Annotated in this window: 25 protein-coding genes; 21 read left to right on the forward strand and 4 right to left on the reverse strand. The window is 43.9% G+C overall.

Annotated elements, in window-relative coordinates; all coding sequences use genetic code 11:
* Positions 1-5 precede the first annotated feature (5 nt).
* Genes rsxE through WKT00_RS01555 form a run of 4 tightly spaced genes read left to right on the forward strand, consistent with a single transcriptional unit; the run spans position 6 to position 2,591 of the window.
* Positions 6-725, forward strand: a complete 720-nt coding sequence (gene rsxE, locus WKT00_RS01540; protein WP_101694477.1) for an electron transport complex subunit RsxE — start codon at positions 6-8, stop codon at positions 723-725.
* Between the two features lie 13 nt (positions 726-738).
* Positions 739-1,314, forward strand: coding sequence for an electron transport complex subunit RsxA (rsxA, locus tag WKT00_RS01545; protein WP_101694476.1), 576 nt, complete (start codon positions 739-741; stop codon positions 1,312-1,314).
* Between the two features lie 13 nt (positions 1,315-1,327).
* Complete coding sequence (locus WKT00_RS01550; protein ID WP_340260515.1) at positions 1,328-2,119, forward strand: RnfABCDGE type electron transport complex subunit B; 792 nt, start codon at positions 1,328-1,330, stop codon at positions 2,117-2,119.
* A 13-nt stretch (positions 2,120-2,132) separates the two neighbouring features.
* A complete protein-coding gene (locus WKT00_RS01555; protein WP_101694474.1) occupies positions 2,133-2,591 on the forward strand; it encodes a DUF2752 domain-containing protein in 459 nt (152 codons plus the stop codon).
* A gap of 140 nt (positions 2,592-2,731) precedes the next feature.
* Here the strand turns inward: WKT00_RS01555 and WKT00_RS01560 are convergent, their stop codons facing one another.
* Positions 2,732-3,715: an FAD:protein FMN transferase gene (locus WKT00_RS01560; protein WP_101694473.1), complete on the reverse strand. Its 984-nt coding sequence runs from the start codon at positions 3,713-3,715 to the stop codon at positions 2,732-2,734.
* Between the two features lie 199 nt (positions 3,716-3,914).
* Between WKT00_RS01560 and WKT00_RS01565 the strand changes: the two genes are divergently transcribed.
* From WKT00_RS01565 to WKT00_RS01630, 14 genes are all read left to right on the forward strand, one after another.
* Positions 3,915-4,304 (forward strand): NusG domain II-containing protein, encoded by a 390-nt coding sequence (locus WKT00_RS01565; RefSeq protein ID WP_101694472.1) that lies wholly within the window; start codon positions 3,915-3,917, stop codon positions 4,302-4,304.
* 24 nt (positions 4,305-4,328) lie between these two features.
* The gene (locus tag WKT00_RS01570; protein ID WP_101694471.1) at positions 4,329-4,820 is read left to right on the forward strand and encodes a Gx transporter family protein; all 492 of its coding nucleotides are present in this window, start codon (positions 4,329-4,331) and stop codon (positions 4,818-4,820) included.
* Positions 4,821-4,828: 8 nt separating this feature from the next.
* On the forward strand, positions 4,829-5,437 hold the full coding sequence (gene ruvA, locus WKT00_RS01575) for a Holliday junction branch migration protein RuvA (protein WP_101694470.1): 609 nt from the start codon (positions 4,829-4,831) through the stop codon (positions 5,435-5,437).
* Between the two features lie 10 nt (positions 5,438-5,447).
* Positions 5,448-6,449 carry a Holliday junction branch migration DNA helicase RuvB gene (gene ruvB / locus WKT00_RS01580; RefSeq protein ID WP_101694469.1) on the forward strand — a complete coding sequence of 334 codons (1,002 nt, stop codon included), beginning with the start codon at positions 5,448-5,450 and terminating at the stop codon, positions 6,447-6,449.
* Positions 6,450-6,521: 72 nt separating this feature from the next.
* Entirely contained in the window at positions 6,522-6,935 is a 414-nt protein-coding gene (gene zapA / locus WKT00_RS01585; protein ID WP_101694468.1) for a cell division protein ZapA, read from the forward strand.
* A 91-nt stretch (positions 6,936-7,026) separates the two neighbouring features.
* The gene (locus tag WKT00_RS01590; protein WP_244094091.1) at positions 7,027-9,165 is read left to right on the forward strand and encodes a peptidase U32 family protein; all 2,139 of its coding nucleotides are present in this window, start codon (positions 7,027-7,029) and stop codon (positions 9,163-9,165) included.
* Between the two features lie 8 nt (positions 9,166-9,173).
* Complete coding sequence (locus WKT00_RS01595) at positions 9,174-10,646, forward strand: FtsW/RodA/SpoVE family cell cycle protein (RefSeq protein ID WP_173814191.1); 1,473 nt, start codon at positions 9,174-9,176, stop codon at positions 10,644-10,646.
* Between the two features lie 37 nt (positions 10,647-10,683).
* Positions 10,684-12,015, forward strand: coding sequence for a peptidoglycan D,D-transpeptidase FtsI family protein (locus WKT00_RS01600; protein WP_173814313.1), 1,332 nt, complete (start codon positions 10,684-10,686; stop codon positions 12,013-12,015).
* Between the two features lie 27 nt (positions 12,016-12,042).
* A complete protein-coding gene (locus WKT00_RS01605) occupies positions 12,043-12,366 on the forward strand; it encodes a hypothetical protein (RefSeq protein WP_340260525.1) in 324 nt (107 codons plus the stop codon).
* A 2-nt stretch (positions 12,367-12,368) separates the two neighbouring features.
* Positions 12,369-13,376, forward strand: a complete 1,008-nt coding sequence (locus WKT00_RS01610; RefSeq protein WP_340260527.1) for a DUF2953 domain-containing protein — start codon at positions 12,369-12,371, stop codon at positions 13,374-13,376.
* 20 nt (positions 13,377-13,396) lie between these two features.
* On the forward strand, positions 13,397-13,786 hold the full coding sequence (locus tag WKT00_RS01615; protein ID WP_101694464.1) for a GerW family sporulation protein: 390 nt from the start codon (positions 13,397-13,399) through the stop codon (positions 13,784-13,786).
* A gap of 88 nt (positions 13,787-13,874) precedes the next feature.
* Positions 13,875-14,012: a hypothetical protein gene (locus WKT00_RS01620; protein ID WP_173814194.1), complete on the forward strand. Its 138-nt coding sequence runs from the start codon at positions 13,875-13,877 to the stop codon at positions 14,010-14,012.
* Between the two features lie 145 nt (positions 14,013-14,157).
* The gene (gene rpmB, locus WKT00_RS01625) at positions 14,158-14,346 is read left to right on the forward strand and encodes a 50S ribosomal protein L28 (protein ID WP_101694463.1); all 189 of its coding nucleotides are present in this window, start codon (positions 14,158-14,160) and stop codon (positions 14,344-14,346) included.
* A gap of 135 nt (positions 14,347-14,481) precedes the next feature.
* A complete protein-coding gene (locus WKT00_RS01630; protein ID WP_101694462.1) occupies positions 14,482-15,939 on the forward strand; it encodes an aminoacyl-histidine dipeptidase in 1,458 nt (485 codons plus the stop codon).
* 91 nt (positions 15,940-16,030) lie between these two features.
* On the opposite strand, the gene WKT00_RS01635 is transcribed toward WKT00_RS01630, so the two are convergent.
* From WKT00_RS01635 to WKT00_RS01645, 3 genes are all read right to left on the reverse strand, one after another.
* Positions 16,031-16,378 (reverse strand): hypothetical protein, encoded by a 348-nt coding sequence (locus WKT00_RS01635; protein ID WP_101694461.1) that lies wholly within the window; start codon positions 16,376-16,378, stop codon positions 16,031-16,033.
* Complete coding sequence (locus tag WKT00_RS01640; RefSeq protein ID WP_101694460.1) at positions 16,378-16,731, reverse strand: PqqD family peptide modification chaperone; 354 nt, start codon at positions 16,729-16,731, stop codon at positions 16,378-16,380. Before WKT00_RS01640 ends, WKT00_RS01635 begins: the two co-directional genes overlap by 1 nt.
* A gap of 107 nt (positions 16,732-16,838) precedes the next feature.
* The gene (locus WKT00_RS01645) at positions 16,839-18,728 is read right to left on the reverse strand and encodes an OPT family oligopeptide transporter (protein WP_173814197.1); all 1,890 of its coding nucleotides are present in this window, start codon (positions 18,726-18,728) and stop codon (positions 16,839-16,841) included.
* A 222-nt stretch (positions 18,729-18,950) separates the two neighbouring features.
* Between WKT00_RS01645 and WKT00_RS01650 the strand changes: the two genes are divergently transcribed.
* The 3 genes from WKT00_RS01650 (at position 18,951) to recG (ending at position 23,145) form a co-directional block, all read left to right on the forward strand.
* Entirely contained in the window at positions 18,951-19,310 is a 360-nt protein-coding gene (locus WKT00_RS01650; RefSeq protein WP_101694458.1) for an Asp23/Gls24 family envelope stress response protein, read from the forward strand.
* Positions 19,311-19,329: 19 nt separating this feature from the next.
* The gene (locus WKT00_RS01655) at positions 19,330-21,003 is read left to right on the forward strand and encodes a DAK2 domain-containing protein (protein WP_101694457.1); all 1,674 of its coding nucleotides are present in this window, start codon (positions 19,330-19,332) and stop codon (positions 21,001-21,003) included.
* 111 nt (positions 21,004-21,114) lie between these two features.
* Positions 21,115-23,145: an ATP-dependent DNA helicase RecG gene (gene recG, locus WKT00_RS01660; protein WP_101694456.1), complete on the forward strand. Its 2,031-nt coding sequence runs from the start codon at positions 21,115-21,117 to the stop codon at positions 23,143-23,145.
* Positions 23,146-23,156: the final 11 nt, after the last annotated feature.

Here is a 23,156-nt window from a genome sequence, read left to right on the forward strand (position 1 = left end):
GAAAGATGAATAGATGTACCGAAAGAGTATATAACGGTCTGGTCAAAGAAAATCCTACCTTCGTTTTGATGTTGGGTATGTGTCCGACCCTTGCGGTAACAACATCCGCAATCAACGGTGTGGGTATGGGTCTTTCTACGACGGTCGTACTTGTACTGTCTAACATGTTGATTTCCATGCTGCGTAAGGTTATTCCGGATTCTGTCAGAATGCCGGCATTCATTGTAGTCGTAGCATCCTTTGTAACAATTGTACAGTTCCTGCTGGAAGGATTTGTTCCAAGTCTTTATGATGCATTGGGGCTTTACATACCGCTGATCGTAGTAAACTGTATTATCCTTGGACGTGCTGAGAGTTACGCATCTAAGAATCCGGTGCTTCCGTCTATCTTTGATGGAATTGGTATGGGGCTTGGATTTACAGTTGGTTTAACATGTATCGGTATCGTGCGTGAAGTGATCGGTGCCGGTCAGATCTTCGGATATCAGCTGCTTCCACTTGCAGATGAGGCGGCGGGAAAAGCAGGATACGTTCCGGTAACCATTTTTATTCTTGCTCCTGGTGCATTCCTTGTACTGGCAGGCTTGGTAGCATTACAGAATAAGATTAAGAAAAATGCGGCAAAGAAGGGCAAGAAGGTTACAGAGACTTCCGGATGCGGAGAAGGCTGCGGTTCCTGCGGAGGATGCAGCGGCAAAGTATTCCCAACGGGAAATGAAGAATAGGAGGAGTACATAGATGAAAGAATTATTGATTATTGCAATTGGGTCTGCAATTGTAAATAACGTTGTACTCAGCCAGTTCCTGGGAATTTGTCCGTTCCTCGGAGTATCAAAAAAGGTTGAGACAGCTTCCGGTATGGGTGGAGCCGTTATCTTCGTTATCACAATTGCATCATTCTTTACAGGATTGATCTATAAGTTTATATTGGTTCCATTGGATATTTCCTATCTGCAGACGATCGTATTCATCCTTGTGATTGCGGCGCTGGTACAGTTTGTGGAAATGTTCCTGAAGAAATCAATGCCGTCTCTGTATGATGCGTTAGGAGTATATCTTCCGCTGATTACTACTAACTGTGCGGTTCTGGGTGTTGCCTTAACCAACGTACAGAAGGATTACGGTATTCTGACAGGTGTGATCAATGGTATCGGAACTTCTGTTGGATTTGCTATCGCCATCGTGATTATGGCAGGAATCCGTGAGAAGATTGAATACAATGATATTTCAGAGTCCTTCCAGGGAACACCGATCGTGCTGATTACAGCAGCACTGATGTCTATTGCGTTCTTTGGATTCTCTGGACTGATTTAGGAGGAAACAGACTATGAGTATTACAGGAATTATTATTGCTGCTGCAATCGTAGGCGGCACCGGATTATTCATTGGTGTGTTCCTTGGAATTGCGGGAAAAAAGTTTGCAGTAGAAGTAGATGAAAGAGAAGAGGCTATCCTGGAAGTCCTTCCTGGAAATAACTGTGGAGGATGTGGATATGCAGGTTGTTCCGGTCTTGCAGCAGCCATCGTAAAAGGAGAAGCTGAAGTAGGCGGATGTCCGGTCGGCGGTGCTCCGGTTGCGGAGAAGGTTGGCAAGATTATGGGAATCGAAGCAGGAACACAGGTTCATCGGGTTGCTTTTGTAAAATGTGCAGGAACTTGTGACAAAGCAAAGCAGGAATATGAATATCATGGCTTAAACGACTGCGTAATGGTGAATATGATGCAGGACGGAGGGCCAAAAGCATGTAATTATGGCTGCCTTGGAGAAGGAAGCTGTGTGAAAGCCTGTCCATTTGATGCGATCCATATCGTAGATGGAGTTGCAGTGGTGGATAAGGATGAGTGTAAGGCATGTGGAAAATGTATTGCCGTATGTCCGAAGAACTTGATTGAATTGGTGCCATATGATCAGAAACATCTGGTACAGTGCAGTTCCAGAGATAAAGGTAAGGATGTTATGAAGGCATGTTCCGTAGGATGTATCGGATGTAAGATGTGTGAGAAGGTATGTGAATTTGATGCAGTGAAAGTCATCGACAATATCGCCCACATTGATCCGGAAAAATGCACGAACTGTGGAAAATGTGCAGAGAAGTGTCCGAAGAAGATTATCTTATAAGAGAGGACATAGCATGAAAAGACGAACTTTCAGGCAGGTTGTGCGGGATGGACTGCGTCTGCTGTGGAGTGACGTCAAAGAGATAAAATGGGTGATTATGGGTATAATCGCCTATTTTGTCGTTTTAAGAACGTTTTTTCACGGTGGGTGTCCATGGGTTCTGATTACGGGAATGCCGTGTCCGGGATGTGGACTTACCAGAGCGGGAATATGTCTTTTGCATTTTGATTTTGCAGGGGCATGGAAAATCCATCCATTTATCTATGCGGTAATATTCTTCGTGCTTTTGTTCGGAATCAATCGGTATGTGTTCCTTAGAGAGAGCAGAAAATGGATGCTGCAGCTTTTGGTGGCAGGTATGCTTCTTATGGTAGCGTTCTACGTGTGGCGGATGTTTCGCTATTATCCGGGAGAGCCGCCTATGAGTTATTATCCGGGAAATCTGCTGTCAAGAATTCGGGAATATTTATGAGTTTTCCGAAAAGGAAGGGCTGTATAGAGAGATAAAGATTCGTATCAGAAGGTATAAAAATAAAAAGCAGAGGGTTTATTTTGTTTAGAGTCATCCACTTGGGAAGACCTTGCGACAAAATGAGCCGTCTGCTTTTTGATTTATTTCTGTTGAAAATTAGCGGAGTAGTGAATCTTATTGTCATTTGTAATGAAGACAGCATCCACGTTTTCCATCTGGCTGATCATTTTCATGCTTTCGTCGTAGCCCAACAGAAAGCAGGTAGTGCTGAAAGCATCGGCCGTCAAAGAGGAATTTGTAATGATGGTAACGCTGGTCAGCGTATTTTCGCATGGATAACCGGTTCTTGGATCCAAAATGTGGTGATACAGATTCCCGTCTACTTCGAAGTAGCGCTGGTATGTACCGGAAGTTACGACAGATTTGTCGGCAACCTTCACGGAAGTAATCGGTTCTCCAGTGTCTTTAAAAGGAGCCTGAATTCCAACGTTATAATCAGAACCGTCTGGTTTGGTTCCCATGGCCAGAATATTTCCTCCTAAATTGATGAAAGCGTGTTTGACTCCCTGCTTCTCCAGGTAATCGCGGATGCGGTCAGCAACGTATCCCTTGGCCAGTGCGCCAAGATCGATGGCAGCTGCCGGATCGGCAAGAGTGACCACATTGTCGGAGATCATAATGTTTTCATAATTTACATGAGATAGAGCTTCGGCGATCGCACCAGCATCCGGTATGATGTGCTCACCGGATTTGAAGTCCCATAATTTGGATACGGGGCCAATGGTGATGTCAAAGGCACCGCCGGAAAGCTCGCTATAATAGATTCCCTTTTTGATCAGCGCTGCCGTTTCAGGGGACACTTCTACGGGTGCGCCGCCGGCAGAATTGATTTTAGAAATTTCGCTTTCTTCATTATAAGAAGAGAACATCAGGTCGTATTTCTGGCACAGTTTTTTGCAGCCGTTAAGGATGCTTTCTTCTGCAGGATCTAGAATCTGTACACTGATGACGGTATCGAACAGGGTATCAGTATAAGTCAGTTCTTTCTTTTTCGATAAGCTGGAACATCCGCTTAAAAGGAGCGCGGCAGATGCCAGCAAAACAATCAGTCGTTTTGATTTCATAAGACACCTCTTTGATCTGTAAAATTGGATTGCAGGGTATAATCTGTCACGGGCGTGACAGCAAGCCGATATATCGGCTTGAATTGCATATAATGCAATTATTATACCATGAAAAGTCGGATCTGCAAACTGACATATGGTTGATGGCATAGATTTCTTGTGTTAAAATAGAACAGAATGAATGAAAGAGGTAAAAACCATGGGTGAAAATCATACAAAGAAATTTCGATTCAAAAAGAAAGACTGGCTTCTGATAGGAATTATTGTGGTTGTGGCAGGCGCTGCATTTCTGTTTCACGAGCTGATTGGGGGCGAGGGCGCCGGTGTTATTAGCGTGAAGGTGGACGGTGTGCTAGAAGGTACCTATACGTTGTCTAAGGATCAGGAAATTTCGATCAATGGAGGAACGAACATCCTCATAATCAAAGATGGAAAAGCAGATATGGAGGAAGCGGATTGTCCGGATCAGCTCTGTGTGCACCAGAAAGCCATTTCAAAAAACCATGAGAGCATTATTTGTCTGCCGCATAAGGTTGTAGTGGAAGTGGAAAGCGCAGAGTCAGGAAAGCTGGACGGGATCAGTAATTAACGGGACGGCAAGGGAGGAAGAGCAGTGAAAAGCAGAGTAGCATATTTTGGCGTATTCACAGCATTGGCTCTGATCTTCAGTTATGTAGAGACGCTGATTCCGATTTCATTCGGAATCCCAGGTGTGAAGCTGGGGCTTGCCAATTTGATTATTGTGATCGCACTTTATAAAATGCGTCTTTCGGAAGCCTATCTACTTTCAGTAGTCAGAGTGGTTTTATCCGGATTTATATTTGGAAATTATTTTAGTATTATATACAGTTTGGCAGGGGGGCTTTTGAGCCTGACAGCTATGGCGTGTTTGAAAAAAAATGACGGCTTCAGCGTGATGGGAGTCAGTGTGGCTGGAGGTGTCTGCCACAATATCGGTCAGTTAATTGTTGCCATGCTGGTCGTTGAGACGTTCAGCGTGGCTTATTATGTGCCGGTTCTTCTTGTTGCCGGAGTGGCAACAGGTCTGGTGATTGGTCTGGTGGCAAACGGGATGATTAGGAGACTAAAAGATATTCAATTGTAGGAGGAGTTATGATATCGTATATCAGAGGAACCCTTGTGGACTGCGAAGAGGACAAGGTGATTGTAGATGTAGGCGGAGTGGGATATGGAATTTACATGGCGGGTTCTGCCATGGGAATGCTTCCGCCAGCAGGAAGTGAGGTTAAACTACACACATACTTAAGTGTAAAGGAAGATGCCATGAAGTTATATGGCTTTTTTACCCGCGATGACTTGCGGGTATTCAAATTGTTGATTGGAGTAAATGGAATTGGTCCGAAAGGAGGACTTGGGGTTTTGTCTGTCCTGTCGCCTGATGATCTTCGATTTGCGGTTCTGTCCAATGATGTCAAGGCAATCTGTGCGGCGCCGGGAATCGGAAAGAAGACAGCAGAAAAGTTGATTTTGGAATTAAAGGACAAGCTTCATCTAGAGGATGTACTGGATCATCTGGAAGAAGCACCTACATCGGGGGTCTCTTCCGGTGGACAAGGAGAGGTGCAAAGTGAAGCGGTACAGGCGTTGGTGGCTCTTGGTTATGGCAGTACAGAGGCTTTAAGAGCTGTGAAACAGGTAGAGATGCAGGCAGATACCGATGTGGAAACGGTGCTGAAACAGGCGCTGAAATACATGATGTAGGGAGCAGAGCATGAGCAGAAGAATTATCACGACGGAGAATTTGGAAGAAGATATTAAGATAGAGAACCATCTTCGTCCTCAGCTTTTGGAAGATTATATCGGACAAGAGAAGGCAAAGGAGACGTTGAAAATATATATTGAAGCAGCGAAAGCCAGAGGAGAGGCTCTGGATCATGTGCTGTTCTATGGTCCTCCGGGGTTAGGGAAGACAACACTGGCGGGAATTATTGCCAATGAGATGAATGTGAATTTGAAGATTACCTCTGGACCGGCAATTGAAAAGCCGGGGGAGATGGCGGCGATTTTGAACAATCTTCAGGAGGGAGACGTTCTCTTTGTGGATGAGATTCATCGGCTGAACAGGCAGGTGGAAGAGGTACTTTATCCGGCGATGGAAGATTATGCAATTGATATTATGATTGGAAAAGGGGCAAGTGCTAGGTCGATTCGTCTGGATTTGCCGAAATTTACCCTTGTTGGTGCTACCACCAGAGCGGGAATGCTGACGGCTCCTCTGCGGGATCGCTTCGGTGTGGTAAACCGGATGGAATACTATACTGTGGAAGAATTAAAGACGATTATTATACGATCAGCACATGTGCTGGAGGTTGGAATTGATGAAAGAGGCGCTTACGCTCTTGCCAGACGGTCAAGAGGAACGCCGCGTCTGGCTAACCGCCTCTTAAAGAGAGTTCGGGATTTTGCGCAGGTAAAATACGAAGGACATATTACAGAGGAAGTGGCTAACTATGCGCTGGATTTGCTGGATGTGGATAAGGAAGGGTTAGATCAGACGGATCGGGATTTACTTCTGATTATGATCGAAAAGTTCCAGGGAGGGCCGGTAGGACTCGATACGCTGGCGGCATCACTTGGCGAGGATGCAGGAACCATAGAGGACGTATATGAGCCTTATCTTCTGAAAAATGGATTTATTCAGAGAACACCAAGAGGAAGGGTTGTAACAGATCATGCATATCGTCATCTTGGAATTTCATGCGAAAATGAATAAATTTGTGGCAATTTGCAGCGGATTAGTTTATAATAGTTATCAGAGTATTAGGAAAGTTCGAGGAGGCTTTTTATGGCATCATCAAAAAATTATACAGAAGTATTAATTGGGGGAAAAGTATTTACGCTTAGCGGATTCGAGAGTGAAGAGTATCTGCAGAAGGTATCTACTTATCTGAATCATAAGATTGACGAATGTGGGAACAGCGATGGATACCGGAAGCAGAGTGCGGAGACAAGAAGTATCCTGCTGGCATTGAATATTGCAGATGATTACTTTAAGGCGAAAAAGCAGGGAAGTACGCTGGAGAGTGATATCGAAGCCAAGGACAAGGAGATGTACGATCTGAAACATGAATTGATCTCTGTACAGATTAAGCTTGAGAATGCAGAAAAAGCGATGGACAAGCTGAAAGAGGAGAACAAGGAGCTTCAGATGAAGATCGTACAGCTTGAAACAGAGATAAAGAATAATCATAAAAAATAGGCTGTCCGAGGACAGCCTATTTTTCTTCAAAGAGATAAGGTGCGGGGAACAGACAAATCCCTGCTAGATAAATAGGGATAGGAAAAGGAATATGATGAAACGAGAAGTTGAAATATTGGCGCCTGCCGGATCGATAGAAAGTTTAAAAGCGGCGATTCTTGCAGGGGCTGATGCCGTTTATATCGGCGGCATACAATTTGGCGCAAGAGCGTATGCAAAAAATCTGTCAGAAGAAGAATTGTTAGACGCAATTGATTATGTGCATATCCATGGGAGGCGGATTTATCTGACGGTGAATACCTTGCTGAAAGATTCAGAGATGGATGGACTGTACAGTTATCTTCTTCCATACTATAAAAGAGGATTGGATGCGGTGATCGTACAGGATGCAGGTGTGGCAGCTTATATCCGCCGTTATTTTCCGGATCTTCAGATCCATGCAAGTACTCAGATGACCATTACCGGAAGCAGGGGAGCGGCATTTTGGAAAGCCCAGGGGATTACTCGTGTTGTTCCGGCCAGGGAACTGTCTCTTGCGGAGGTTAGACAGATCAAGCAGGAAACGGGTCTGGAGGTAGAGTGTTTTGTACATGGAGCTCTCTGCTACTGTTATTCTGGCCAGTGTTTAATGAGCAGCATGATTGGAGGAAGAAGCGGCAACCGAGGACAGTGTGCTCAGCCATGCCGTCTTCCGTGGCAAGTGAAGGGGCAGAAGCCGAAGGATCTTATGAGCTTGAAAGATTTGTGCACAATTGAGATGATTCCGGATTTGATTGATGCAGGAATCGACTCCTTTAAAATCGAAGGTCGGATGAAACAGCCGGAATATGTGTTTGTGGTGACTCAGATGTATCGGAAGTATGCGGACGCGTATCTTGCAAATGGAAGAGAGAAGTTCCGGGTTACGCAAAGTGATCTTCAGAAACTGCAGGAGGCTTATCAAAGAAGGGGATATAGTGAAGGGTATTATCGACAGCACAACGGAAAGAATATGATATCCTTTCAGCGTCCGCAGCCGGCAAAAGATCGGGAAAAAGATCAGGGAAACAGCTGGTTGGATGAAAAAATACAAGAAAAAATTAATGGCAAATTAATACTTTCTGTCGGGCAGAGTGCTAAACTGGTGGTGAGCGCCAAGGAAACGCAAATTCTGTGTACCGGGGAGATAGTTCAGAAGGCTCAGAGCCAGCCGCTTTCAAAAGAGCGGATAGAAAAACAGATGCGAAAGACAGGAAATACAGATTTTCTGTTTGATCAGCTGGAGATTGTGTTGGAAGGGGAGGTATTTCTTCCAATGCAGGCGCTGAATGAATTGCGTCGGGAGGGGCTTTCTCTCCTCAGTGAAGGTTTATTAAAAACCTATCGGAGGGAAGTGAAAGTACAGCCCAAGAAGGAGACAATCCCGGAATCGAAAGGGAAGGATCCGGAAATTACGATGTTGGTTCACACGCAGGAACAGCTGGAGCAGGCTCTTTTAATTCCGGAGATTTCAGCTATCTATGTGGACAGTACAGTGGGACTTGGAATGAAAGCGTATCGTCTGCTTCAAAGTCATGCCGGGAGCGAGAAGAGATTCTTTCTTGCACTTCCTTATATCCTGCGCAAGGAGGGGATTTCTTTCTTAGAGCAGGAATATAGCGAAGCACTTACACACTATGACGGAATGTTGATTCGAAACTGGGAAAGCCTGTCCTGGCTGTGGGAAAAGGGATATGAAGGAGAGATACGTTCTGATCAGAATTTGTATGTGTGGAATCAATATGGGAAAGCATTTTTTAAAGAAAATGGAATCAGCAGGATTACAGCGCCTGCGGAACTTAATGACAGAGAGCTGCTGCGGCTTGGAATTACGGAGGCAGCACTGCCTGTTTATGGTTACCAGCCGGTAATGATTACAGCAAACTGTATAGAGAAAACGACTGGAACCTGCAGGAGACAGGAAGGGGGATTGTCGATATTTGACAGATATCAGAAAGAATTTCGGGTTCAAAAGTGCTGCAAATACTGCTATAATGTGATTTATAATTTGAATCCTCTCTACCTGGCAGATAAACAGGAAGAGATTCGGGCGTTAGCGCCTGCAGAGCTTCGTCTGGATATGACGGTGGAGACAGGAAAGGAACTTCAGAAAATAACAGCTTCCTGCATCCATGCCCTTCTTTCTGGTGAAAAAACGCAACCGTTCGTATCTGAGTTTACCAGGGGACATTTTAAACGGGGAGTAAAGTAGGTGGAAAATTGGTTAATATTATTGTAGAATTATCAAAATATCTGATGATTATTTTCATCACAATGTATACATATCTGTGTTTTAACATTTTCGGATATTATGATCCGGATAAAAAGAAACGGATGCTGAGGAAGCAGAATGTATTGATGTTTACGATTCATATGATCGCGTTTGTGGTGATGTATCTGGAGACGGAAGATATTAAAATGTTTGCATTCTATCTGATGCAGGTGGTGTTGTTGGGAGCGATCATTCTTCTGTATACATTGATTTATCCGAAGGTCTCAAGGCTGGTTGTCAACAATATGTGTATGCTGCTTTCGATCGGATTGATTATGCTGACCAGGCTGAATTATGAAAAAGCGGTGAAGCAGTATGTGATTGCGGCAGGAACAGTTGCCCTAAGTCTGGTGGTTCCGGTCATTATCAGAAAATTTAAAAAACTTCCTGAGTGGCGTAAATTCTATGGCATTGCAGGAATTGTGTCGCTAGGGGTTGTTGCTGTATTAGGGCAGGTATCCTACGGTGCCAAGCTGGGATTTACCATTGGAGGAATCAGTATTCAACCGTCAGAGCTGGTGAAGATTGTTTTTGTATTTTTTGTGGCGGCGAGTTTTAAGTATTCCATGGAATTTAAGAATATTGTGATTACTACAGCCGTTGCAGCGTTTCATGTTTTGATTCTGGTTGCGTCCAAGGATTTGGGGGCGGCGCTGATTATTTTTGTGGTGTATCTTACAATGTTGTATGTGGCCACCCATCAGCCGCTTTATCTGTTGGCTGGGCTGGGGGCAGGAAGTGTGGCTTCCGTTGCAGCGTACTATCTGTTTGGACACGTGCGTACCCGTGTGAATGTGTGGAGAGATCCCTTTGCGACGTATGACAATGGAGGATATCAGGTGGCGCAATCCCTGTTTGCGATTGGTACTGGCGGATGGTTTGGAATGGGACTGTTTCAGGGAGAGCCGGATACCATACCGGTAGCGGATGAAGATTTCATTTTTTCTGCTATCTCAGAAGAAATGGGATTGATCTTTGCATTATGTATGATTCTTATCTGCGTTAGCTGTTATATTATGTTCTTAAATATTGCAATGCAGCTTCATAACATGTTCTATAAGATGGTGGCACTTGGACTTGGAACCTGCTATATTTTCCAGGTGTTTCTGACAATTGGCGGAGTGACGAAGTTTATTCCTTCCACGGGGGTGACGCTTCCGCTGGTAAGCTACGGAGGAAGCTCCCTTCTGAGCACGCTGATTATGTTTGCAATTATTCAAGGGTTATATATATTAAGAGAAGACGAGGAAGAGGATATTGAAAGAAAGAAGAAGGAGCGGTTACGAGCAAAGAGAAGCAGACAAGCGTATCCGCAGAGACCAGGAAAAACGGGAAATGTCCCGGAAAGAGCGAAGAGAAGCGGTCAAAAGAGACAAGAAGCGGGAAAAGGCAAAGCGCGCCCGGAACAAAGAGTTCGCTAGGGTTACTTATATTTTTGTGGCGCTTTTCCTTGGAATGATGGGATATATTGCATATTTCCAGGTGGTAAAGAGCCGGGATATTATCAGAAGCCCTTATAACGCCAGGCAGGACTCTTACGCAGACCGGGTTGTGAGAGGAAAGATTGTAGATAAGAACGGCAATGTACTGGCGCAGACAAATGTGGCTCCTGATGGAACAGAGACGAGAGAATATCCATATGGGAATATCTTCGCGCATGTAGTTGGTTACAGTGTGCAGGGAAAAGCCGGATTAGAAGCGGAAGAAAACTATGAACTTCTGACGTCTAATGCATTCTTCCTGGAGAAGCTAAAGAATGAATTTCAGGATCAGAAGAATCAGGGAGATACCGTGGTGACGACGTTGGATGCGACGCTTCAGGAGGCGGCATATGATGCCCTGGGAGCCTATAAGGGTGCGGTTGTAGTTTTGGAGCCAAGCACAGGAAAAATTCTTGCTATGGTATCGAAGCCAGATTATGATCCAAATACGGTAAAGCAGAACTGGGAAGCCCTTAGTACAGATGAGAACAGTGTGCTTTTAAATCGGGCTACGCAAGGGCTCTATGCACCGGGTTCTACCTTTAAAATTGTGACGGCGCTGGAATATATGAGAGAACACAGTGATTATAATTCTTACAGCTACAATTGCACGGGTGTCATTGAACAGGAAGGCACAGCTATTCACTGTTACGGCGGAAATGTACATGGTCCTTTGGATTTGCAGGGAAGCTTTGCCTATTCCTGTAATACATCTTTTTCCAATATTGGTTTGAGCTTGGATCCGTCTGCATTTCAGGCGACATCGAAAGAGCTGTTGTTTGGAAAGAAGCTCCCTTGCGTACTTCCGGCGGCGAAGAGTAGTTTTACTCTGTCAGCGCAGGATGGAAGTGCGGCAAGAATGATGACGGCAATGGGACAGGGGCAGACGCAGGTAAGTCCTTACCATATGGCCCTGATTACGGCAGCTGTTGCCAATGGCGGAACGTTGATGAAGCCGTATCTCGTGGATTCAGTGACGAACTATAAAGGCGCAGAGATGAGTAAGAATAAACCATCCAAATACGGAGAGCTTATGACGGCTCAGGAGGCTTCGGCGTTGAAATCTTATATGCAAAGTGTGGTGGATTATGGAACGGGATCCGTTCTTTCCGGTCAGTCTTATACGGCGGCAGGAAAGACAGGAACTGCGGAGTATAGTTCTGATAAAGAGAAAGACCATTCCTGGTTTGTAGGAATGTCTAATGTGGAAAATCCGGAACTTGTCATCAGTGTGATTATTGAGTCTTCTGATGGAACGGCCAAGGCTGTTAATGTGGCAAAGCAGGTGTTTGATACTTATTATTACTAGAAAATATTCCTGAAAAGGGGTTATACTATGAGGTACTGTCGAAGACTTTTCTGGTCAGAAGGACTGGAAAAGAAGAAAGAAACAATTATCAGGAGGCTGAATGAGAACCGTCTGCAGTGGGATTTGTTTGTAGTTACACTGCCGGAAGGGGAAAAGAATCAACTGGAGATTTATAATACCGTGCAGTTTTTGCAGCCGGCTTATCCCACGGAAGACTATCTGGTGGTGGGAATTGCCAGAGGTTATGACGCGGCAGTGAAATTGGTAGAAGCCATTGTAGAAGAAGTGTATCGAAAGACAGGCGGGGCAGATGTACGGTCCCTTATATTAGAGAAAGAACAGGAAGAGTAGGAATGCTGCATATTCTATTACTGATTTTAAAAATAATTGGAATGATAATTGTAGGAATACTGGGGATACTGGTATTGCTGATCGGAATTATCCTCTTCGTCCCTGTCCGCTATGAAGGAAAAGTGGTCTGTGAAAAGACGATGAAGAATCTTCAGGCGCAGGTGCGGGCAAGCTGGCTTTTGCATCTGGTCAGTTTCCGACTGGCGGCGAAGGATGGACGCATCAAATGGAAGCTTCGGGTTGCATGGAAGACAATGATGGGAGCTTCAGAGTCGGAAGCAGAAGCAGAACCAGAAGCAGAACTGAAAGCGGAACTGGAATTGGAGAATGAAAAACGGGAACAAAGGGAGGCAAAGCAGGATGAAGACACTGGATGGAAAACAGTTGAAAAAGCTTGTGAAACGCAAAAAGAAGCTCTGGAAGAAGCTTTGCAGATGGAAGAAAAAGCTGTGGAAAAAGTTCGAGAAGCAGAAACGCAGACAGTGGAAGAAAGTGCAAAGATTGACCGGAAGAAAGTGGAGAAAAGCGGCGAAGAACGTAAAAGCACTTCAAAAAGCAATGCAGAAAAGAAAGAAAAAGAAAGTCTGATCGATAAGATCAAATGTACATTTCAGAAGATCTGTGATAAAATAAAAATATTATTGGATAGAAAAGAAAAAGTCACGGAATTTCTGACGGATCCGACTCAGAGAAAAGCCTTTGCGAAGGTGAAAAAAGGAATTGTTACACTGTTAAAAAAGATCCGGCCTAAGAAATTAAGTGCAAAGATTCACTATGGATTTTCGGATCCTTACAATACAGGGAAGGTGTTGGCGGTTCTTGGAATACTGTATCCGTTTTATGGAGAGGCAGTGGAGATCGAACCGGATTTTGAAAACCAGATTCTGGAAGGAAGTTGCTATATCAAAGGAAGAATCCGAGTTTCGCCGTTTGTGGGTCTTTTGCTGAAACTGGTTTTGGCAAAGGAAGTGCGCTTGGCGTATCGGCAGATCAAAAATTTTAAATGGTAGCAGGCAGGAGGAGAAAAAGTATGGCTGAAAGTAATTTTAAAGGAACGGTGGAAGCGCTGTTTCATGGGATGAATGGAGTAGTGTCCAGTAAAACGGTGGTAGGAGATGCGATTCATATTGGAGATACCATTATCCTTCCGTTGGTGGATGTATCCTTTGCGGTGGGAGCCGGATCATTCAATGGTGAAAATAGGGAAAAGGGAGCAGGCGGTATTGGCGGAAAGATGACTCCAAGTGCAGTGCTAGTGATTCAGAACGGACATACCAAACTGGTCAACATTCGAAATCAGGATACCATGACCAAGATTCTGGATTTGATTCCGGATGTCATGGATCGTTTTCAGGAGAGAAAAGAGGGAAAAGTGACAGAAGAGGATGTGATGGATATCCTGGATGAAGCAGAGAAATAAAGGCGATTAATTTCAATCTTTTTCTGTTAAAGAATAAATATCGGCATCTGTGCATAGATTGATAGAAAATGCAAGCAGAGGTGAGTGTATGAAGCGGGTCGTTGGATTTGCGCTTTTCTGGGTGGCGGTTGGAATGGTTCTGGCGTTGATCCTGCCGAATACATTTGTGGAAGTGCTGTGTATTATTCTGTGTATCCTTGCAGGTTACAATTTGTTCTGCTGTTAGGAGGAAAAGAAGAGACAGCAATATAAAAATGGACAAAACAAGCAAAATAGTAAAATAACACTTGCAATTACAGCCCATATCTGATAAAATACTATTGTTGTGAGTCTGGAGAAGAGACTATATAGGTAGGTTAGGAGGTGCAATCATGGCAAAATGTGCTATTTGTGAAAAGGGAGCTCACTTTGGAAACAATGTAAGCCACTCTCATAGAAAAACACCAAAAATGTGGAAATCAAATGTAAAATCAGTTCGTGTTAAAACAGAAGGCGGAGCTACAAAGAAGATGTATGTATGTACTTCTTGTCTGAAGTCAGGCAGAGTAGAGCGTGCTTAATTGAAACTGATATCAGTAAGAATTAAAACTCAGATTTCGTCAGGAATCTGAGTTTTTGTTTAATTATAGAAATGTCAAAAAGTACATTTCATGTTTTAAAATTATAAAAAGGGAATCAGAAAGGAGACGGCAGAGATGGAATATAAGATTACAGGATGCAAGCCGGAAAAATTATTTCACTTTTTTGAGGAGATCAGTGCGATCCCAAGAGGATCTGGAAATGAAAAGGCAATCAGCGATTATTTGGTAGCCTACGCAAAGGAAAGAGGACTTTGGTATTACCAGGACGAACTTTTTAATGTAATTATTAAGAAGCCGGGAAGCAAAGGCGCAGAAGAGCAGAAGCCGGTGATGCTTCAAGGGCACATCGATATGGTATGTGAAAAATTGGAAGGCGTTGAGCATGATTTTACGAAAGATGGATTAAATCTTTTGGTTGAAGATGGAGCTTTGAAAGCAGATGGGACAACCCTGGGCGCGGACAATGGAATTGCGGTGGCGTTGATGTTGATGGTAATGGATGATGAGACACTTGCGCATCCGCCGCTTGAGTGCGTATTTACCAGTCAGGAGGAAACAGGACTTTTTGGAGCAGCTGGACTTGATAAATCCCAGATCAGTGCATCTACTATGATCAATCTGGATTCAGAAGAGGAAGGAATTGCGACGGTAAGCTGTGCGGGAGGACTTCGTATCATTGCGTCCAGAAAAGTGGAAAGAGAAGAGATCAATGGAACGCAGCTTCAGTTGTCTGTATCTGGATTGATGGGAGGACACTCTGGAAGCGATATTAATAAAGGACGTCAGAACGGTAATATTTTGATGGCAAGACTTTTGTACCGTTTGCTGGAAGGAACGGATGGAAGAGTGGTTTCCTTCGTGGGCGGAACGAAAGATAATGCAATCCCGAGAGAGTGTAAGGCGTCTTTGGTTTATGCAGATTCCAAAGAAGCAGAAAATGCGAAGGCTTTGGCAGAAGAGCTGGCAGAAGCTTTCCGTGATGAATTAGCAGCGTATGAGAAGGAAATTGCCTGCAATGTGACTTCACAGGAGGCGGTAGTTTCTGCGTTGACAAGAGAGGATAGCATGACGGTTGTAAAAGCGGTATATATGGCGCCAAACGGTGTTCAGAAGCGTAATATGACCATGGAAGGCTTTGTTGTTACCTCTACAAACCTTGGAATTGTAAATCTTGAAGAGAATGTGATGTATATTAACTTCTCGCCAAGATCTTCTGTAGTATCTCTGATGGAGGATCTGAAACTTCGAATCAGACTGTCCATGGAAGAGTATGGATTTGATTGCGAATTTAGTGCAGAGTATCCAGGGTGGAGTTATAAAGAAGAATCTGCAGTAAGGGAAGTCTTCAAAGACAGTTATCGTGATCTTTTCAAAGATGAGTTAAAGATCGAAGCGATCCATGCAGGATTGGAATGCGGACTGTTTTCTGATGCCCTTCCTGGAATTGATGCGATTGCAGTTGGACCGACCATTCAGGGTTGTCATACTCCGGATGAGCGTTTGCCACTGGATTCTGTAGAGCGATTCTATGAACTTTTGACGGATGTATTAAAGAGAATGGCGAATTTATAGGCATTTGTAATGCAGCGATAAAAACAATAAAAAACGGACTGTCCTGGAGCATTTTATGCCTGAGACAGTCCGTTTTTTATATTATTCTTTTCTACTTGCATATCTGATACTTCACTTTATTATTTTCTTTGATTTCCTGAATCATTTTTTGTTTCATCATATATGGAAGGATGGACTCCAAAAAAGTTTTGGGATCTGTAACACCCATTTTTTCTGTGGTAAAAGGCTGCTTTGCAGTCAGATCTTTTACAATAGGTTCCAGTTCCATGCGAGTCATTGGGCCGTTTTTTTTCAGAGCTTTTCGAACCTTGGAAATTCCTTTGGAACATAGCATATTAGAAAGATCCTGACCCTGCCGCATAGAACGCCAAAGCCCCCATCCGTAAATGATGGCAGTTGCGACTGCGAATAATAAAACATAGGGAAGATATTTTAGCATTATTTTTCTTCTCCTTTCCAGTGGATCAATTTGTGATCATGTAGGATTTCAAGAAATTTAATCAGCCGGGACAAAGATTTTTCCATTCCCGGAAATTTTGCATCCATATCTTTGGAGAGTTGATGAACATCTTTGCAGTCATCAATGGACAGCCATACAAAGCTTCCATAAGTATCCAGCTTGATGTCGCTTACTCGCGGGCGACGGAAAATACGCTGAGCGATCTTGTGATAGAATCCTTTCCATTCAATGAAAAGAGTTACCTGCCCTTTCTCGCTGGTTTCAAATTCGATCTTTGGATTTCGGACAGGAATGAAGTCTAGATAATTTTTGTTCTTGTTTTTCTTTGACATGGGTAAAACTCCTCGTTTGCATTGATTACAACTATCTGATAATAAGATACAGCCTGCGAATCACAGGCTGTATCCGTTATGCTTATTTTACAAGACTTTTATTCATCTTATTTGCTTTTTTTAGATTTCTTAATACATACCATGTACAGAGAAACAAGAAGCAGGATGAACAGAATCAGGCTTCCAATCTGTGGAAGTGCAAATGGGGAAACAATCTTTGTATCCAGTTTTGCAACAGCCAGGGCTGCAAGAACAACACCCATGAGACCTTCTCCAGCGATAAGACCTGATGTGTACAGGATACCGCGGTCGATAGAAGCTTTCTTCTCTTTTTCTTCACCTTTACGGCGTTCTACGATGAATCTTACGACACCACCTGCCATGATACCAGCATTCAGACTGAATGGAAGGTACATACCTACAGCAAATGGAAGTACCGGAATCTTCAGGATCTCAATTACGATAGCTACAAATACACCGATTAAGATCAGTGACCATGGAAGCTCAGCGTTCATGATACCTTCAACAAGCATTTTCATCATTGTTGCCTGTGGTGCAGGGATTTCAGCAGAGCCATAACCCCATGCCTGGTTCAACAGGTTCAGTACATAACCGATAGCGATTGCAGAAGCAAATACACCGATCATTTCACCGATCTGCTGTTTCTTAGGTGTAGCACCAAGAATAAATCCGGTCTTTAAGTCCTGTGAACAGTCGCCTGCGATAGCAGCGATAACACAGATGATACCACCGATAGCGATAGCACCGATCATACCAGTTGTTCCGTCTGTTCCGGTAACCTTCAGAAGAAGAGTTGCGATAATCAGTGTAGCAATCGCCATACCGGATACAGGGTTGTTGGAAGAACCAATCAGACCTACCATACGAGAAGATACAGTCGCAAAGAAGAATCCGAAGATAACAACGATCAGAGCACCCAGTGGGTTAACCGGGAATGCTGGGATCAACCAGATTGCAATTGCGATTACCAGTACGATTACAAGCAGTAATGGCATTGGAAGATCATCTTCTGTACGAAGTGCTTTGGAAGCAGTATGGTTTTTCTTCATGCTGGACATTGCCTGTTTGAAGGTTCTTGCGATCAGAGGAAGACTCTTGATCAAGCTCATGATACCTCCGGCAGCAACGGCTCCGGCACCTATGTACTTAATGTAAGTTCCCCACAGGTCTCCAGGTGCAAGTTCTGCAATTGGAGTAGTTCCTGGGAAGATCGTTGCATTAGCACCGAACAGTGCGATCATAGGCATCAGCACAAACCAGCTTAATGTACTTCCGGCAAGCATGTAGCTAGAGATCTTAGGTCCACAGATGTATCCAACACCGGCCAGTGCAGGAAGAACCTGAATACCAGCGTGAGATCCTGGGTAACCTTTGAAGTCATAACCGATTTCGCTTGGGAACAGTTTTACACCGTCAGCGATAAATTTGTAAGCAGCTGCAATTCCAAGTCCTGCAAATACAGTACTTGCTTTGCTTCCTCCTTCTTCTCCAGCCAGAAGTACTTCTGCACAAGCAGTTCCTTCCGGGAATGGAAGAGTACCATGTTCCTCTACGATCAGCGCCTGACGAAGTGGTACCATGAAGCATACACCTAAGATACCTCCGACAAATGCTACCAGGAAGATGGTAATGATGCTAGGAGAATCGATCTTTCCTTCTTCAGCCCATAAGAATAATGCTGGAAGTGTGAAGATTGCTCCTGCGGCTACAGACTCACCGGCAGAACCGATGGTCTGAACCAGGTTGTTCTCAAGAATGGAATCCCTACGCATAATAACACGAATAATACCCATGGAGATAACTGCGGCAGGGATAGAAGCTGAAATTGTCATACCTACGCGAAGCCCCAAATAAGCATTAGCTGCTCCAAACACGATAGCAAGCAGGATACCAATCAAGAGAGAGGTCGCTGTAAATTCCGGTACGACACGGTCGGCTGGAATATACGGCTTGAACTCGTTCTTGTTGTTTTCCATGTTCTCAATCCTTTCTATGAAAAATTCTATTGCAATATATGCAATATTACGTATTATATCACTTTATTGTCATAAAGGGAAGAAAAATGTGCTTTTTTATACAAAAAACATGAATAATTGTAAAAGTTTTTGTGTTGTATTATATGCGGAAAGGGAGTATAATATTATATTATTATGGTTTACTATGGCTATATATAAAATAAAAAACGGAGGTTTTTAATTATGAAAGGATGTATGAGCACAGATCTCGGCATTATTACAATTGATCCAGAAGTAATCGCAAAATATGCCGGTACAGTAGCAGTTGAATGTTTTGGCATCGTTGGTATGGCTGCAGTGAATGTAAAAGACGGACTAGTTCATCTGTTGAAGAAGGAAAGTCTGACAAAAGGAATCCAGGTTGATATCTCTGATGATAATCATCTGACTATAGACTTCCATATTATTGTTGCATATGGAGTAAGTATCTCTGCGGTAACAGAGAATTTGAACAGTAATGTAAAATACCGCGTGGAAGAATTTTCCGGAATGCCGGTAGATAAAATTAATATCTACATTGAAGGCGTCAGGGTCATCGATTAATTAAGGAGGACATAGGAAAGTGGCTACAAAAACAATCAGTGTGGATATGCTTGCAAAGATGTTTCTTGCAGGTGCACAGAATATTGAAGCGAAGAAGGAATATATTAATGAGCTGAATGTGTTTCCAGTGCCGGACGGCGATACGGGGACAAATATGTCTCTGACCATTATGTCAGCGGCGAAGGAAGTGACTGCGCTTTCAGGATCTGATATGAAAGAACTTGCAAAAGCAATTTCTTCCGGATCATTAAGAGGAGCAAGAGGAAACTCAGGGGTTATTCTTTCCCAGTTGCTGCGAGGATTTACGAAGGCAATTCGTGAAGAAAAAGAGATTGATGTACTTGCATTGGCAGCAGCCTGTTCAAGAGCGAGAGACACAGCCTATAAGGCGGTCATGAAGCCGAAGGAAGGAACGATTTTAACAGTTGCAAGCGGAATCGCTGAGAAAGCGGCTCAGATGGCAGAAGAGACGGACGATCTGGAAGTCTTTATTCCAGCGGTTATTGAACATGCCGAAGAAGTATTGGCAAAGACGCCGGATATGCTTCCGGTATTAAAAGAAGCTGGGGTAGTAGATTCCGGTGGACAGGGGCTTCTGGAAGTAATCAAAGGTGCCTATGACGCATTCCTGGGAAAAGAGATTGATTACACTGCAATTACGCCCGGAACAGGCGCGGGAGTTGCAAAGATCAGTACAGAAGATACAGCGGATATCAAATTTGGATATTGTACAGAGTTTATTATTCTTACAGAAAAAGAGTTTACAGAAGAAGATGAGCATACCTTCAAAGAGTACTTAAGTTCCATTGGTGATTCCATTGTATGTGTGGCTGATGATGATGTGGTGAAGATCCATGTTCATACGAATGATCCGGGACTGGCTATCCAGAGAGCACTGACATACGGGCAGCTTTCCCGTATGAAGATCGATAATATGCGCGAAGAGCATCAGGAAAAATTAATCCGTGATGCAGAGAAACTGGCGCAGCAGGAAAAGGAAGCGGAAGAGGCAAGAAAAGCAGATGAGCCAAGAAAGCCGATGGGATTCATTGCGGTTTCTATCGGAGAAGGATTAAATGAAATTTTCCGGGAACTTGGAGCCGACTATATTATTGAAGGCGGACAGACGATGAACCCGAGTACAGAAGATATGTTAAATGCGATTGACCGTGTCAATGCGGACTCCATTTTCATTCTTCCGAATAACAAGAATATCGTGCTTGCAGCCAATCAGGCAAAGGCGCTGGTCAAAGATAAAGAGATTATTGTAATCCCAACGAAGACAGTTCCGCAGGGAATCACAGCGATCATTAATTTTATGCCGGATGCAGATGCAAAGACCAATGAAGAAACGATGCTAGAAGAGATTAAAAACGTAAAATCCGGTCAGGTTACTTACGCCGTTAGAGACACAAAGATCGATGACAAAGAGATTCACGAAGGCGATATTATGGGAATCGGAGATCAGGGAATTCTTGCAGTAGGAAAATCTGTGGAGGATACGACGAAGGAGATGCTGGCTCTTCTGGTTGATGAAGATTCTGAGCTGATCAGTCTGTACTATGGAGAAGAAGTATCTGAGGAAGATGCGGATAAGTTTACAGCGCAGATTGAAGAGCGGTATCCGGATGTAGATGTGGATGCGCATTTCGGTGGACAGCCGATCTATTACTACGTACTTGCAGTAGAATAAAAGAATGAACGATAGAAAAAGGGTCAGATACCGGTGTGAGAGCTGCTCAAAACGGATCTGGCTCTTTTTCCGCATCAAGTTACAGCAATGTTAATTAGTAGGAAGGAAAAGATGATAGAACGTACCAGAATCAAAGAATTAAAAGGCATTGGAGAAAAAACGGAGAAACTTTTTGGGAAATTAGGAATTGAGACGGTAGGTGATCTGATTCGTTATTATCCGCGCGGCTATGATGTCTATGAGGCAGCGGTTCCGATTGGAGAATTGGAGGAAGGACGGGTGCAGACAGTGACCGGCATGATCTATGGTCGGGTACAGGTGAGCGGGAACCGGAATCTGCAAGTAACCACGTTGTGTCTTAAGGATTTAACGGGAGTGCTTCGGTGTGTTTGGTTTCGGATGCCATTTCTTAAAAATACACTTTCAGATGGTGGGAAGATTACATTACGAGGACGAGTTGTCCGAAAGAAGAAGGATCTGGTTATGGAACATCCGGAAATCTTTTATCCCAGTGAAAAATATCAGGAAAAGCAAGATACCCTTCAGCCCGTCTATGGACTGACAACAGGGCTTAGTAACAATGCAGTGGCAAAAGCGATCCGACAGGCGCTTGACGGGCTGGATTTGACGAAGGAACATCTGCCGGAAGCGCTTCGACAGCGATATGGATTGGCGGAATACAATTATGCTATTCGCGGGATTCATTTTCCGGAGGATAAAGAGGTTTACTATCATGCCAGAGAGCGGCTGGTATTTGAGGAATTCCTGGAATTTATTTTGTCTATTCGCAGGATGAAGGATCAAAACGAACGCCTTCCAAACGAATATCGAATGGAGCCGAAAAAAGAAGTGGATGACCTGATTGAAGCACTTCCTTATACTTTGACGAAAGCACAGCAAAAAGTCTGGGCAGAAATTCAGGAAGACCTTTCCTCAGATGCGGCTATGTCCCGGTTGGTGCAGGGAGATGTGGGATCGGGAAAAACGATTGTGGCGGTGTTAGCGCTTCTTTATACGGCGCTAAACGGTTATCAAGGAGCTATGATGGCGCCAACGGAGGTGCTGGCAAGACAGCATTATGAGTCGATTACAAAATTGTTTGAGACCTACGGCATAGCAGTGAAGGTGGAACTGTTGACAGGGTCTATGACCACGAAGGAAAAGCGGCGTTCTTATGACCGGATAGCGTGCGGGTATGCAAAGATTATTATCGGAACACATGCGTTGATACAAGGGGCGGTTAGTTATGATTGCTTAGGGCTGGTAGTGACAGATGAACAACATCGGTTTGGTGTGAAGCAGCGGGAAATATTTGCGAATAAAGGGGGCTGTCCTCACGTTCTTGTAATGAGTGCAACACCGATTCCGCGGACATTGGCTATTATTCTGTATGGGGATTTGGATATCTCGGTGATTGATGAACTGCCATCGAATCGTCTTCCGATTAAGAATTGTGTAGTAGGAACCGGATATCGAGAGAGCGCATACCGATTTATGAAGCAGCAGATTGGAGAAGGAAGGCAGTGTTATATTATCTGTCCTATGGTGGAATCCAGTGAACATATGGAAGCAGAAAATGTGCTGGATTACACCGAAGCTCTTAAGCAGGAGCTGGGGGGAGATATTGTGATAGCCTACCTGCATGGAAAGATGCGTCAGGCGGAAAAAGACGATATTATGGAACGATTTGGAAGAAATGAGATTCAGATTTTGGTATCGACTACCGTAATTGAAGTTGGAATCGATGTGCCGAATGCGACGGTTATAATGATTGAAAATGCGGAAAGATTCGGTTTGGCACAGCTGCATCAGCTTCGAGGGCGTGTGGGAAGAGGAAAGTATCAGTCATATTGCATTTTTATGACAGCATCCAAATCCAAGGAGACAAAGGAACGGTTGGATATTCTGAATCACTCTAATGACGGATTTCGGATCGCAAGCGAAGATTTGAGACTTCGGGGGCCGGGAGACCTTTTTGGAATCCGTCAGAGCGGTCTTATGAATTTCCGTTTGGGAGATGTCTACCAGGATGCAAAAATTCTTAAAATGGCAAATGAAGCGGCATCGGAGATTATTAAAGCCGATCCTGACTGGTTGAAAAATCTTCCAGATTATGATAGAAATTCCAGTGTAATTATCTAAATCCTCCATAT

This window comes from Dorea sp. ICN-14282, from assembly GCF_037890115.1.
GTDB classification, from domain to species: Bacteria; Bacillota; Clostridia; order Lachnospirales; family Lachnospiraceae; genus Dorea_B; species Dorea_B phocaeensis.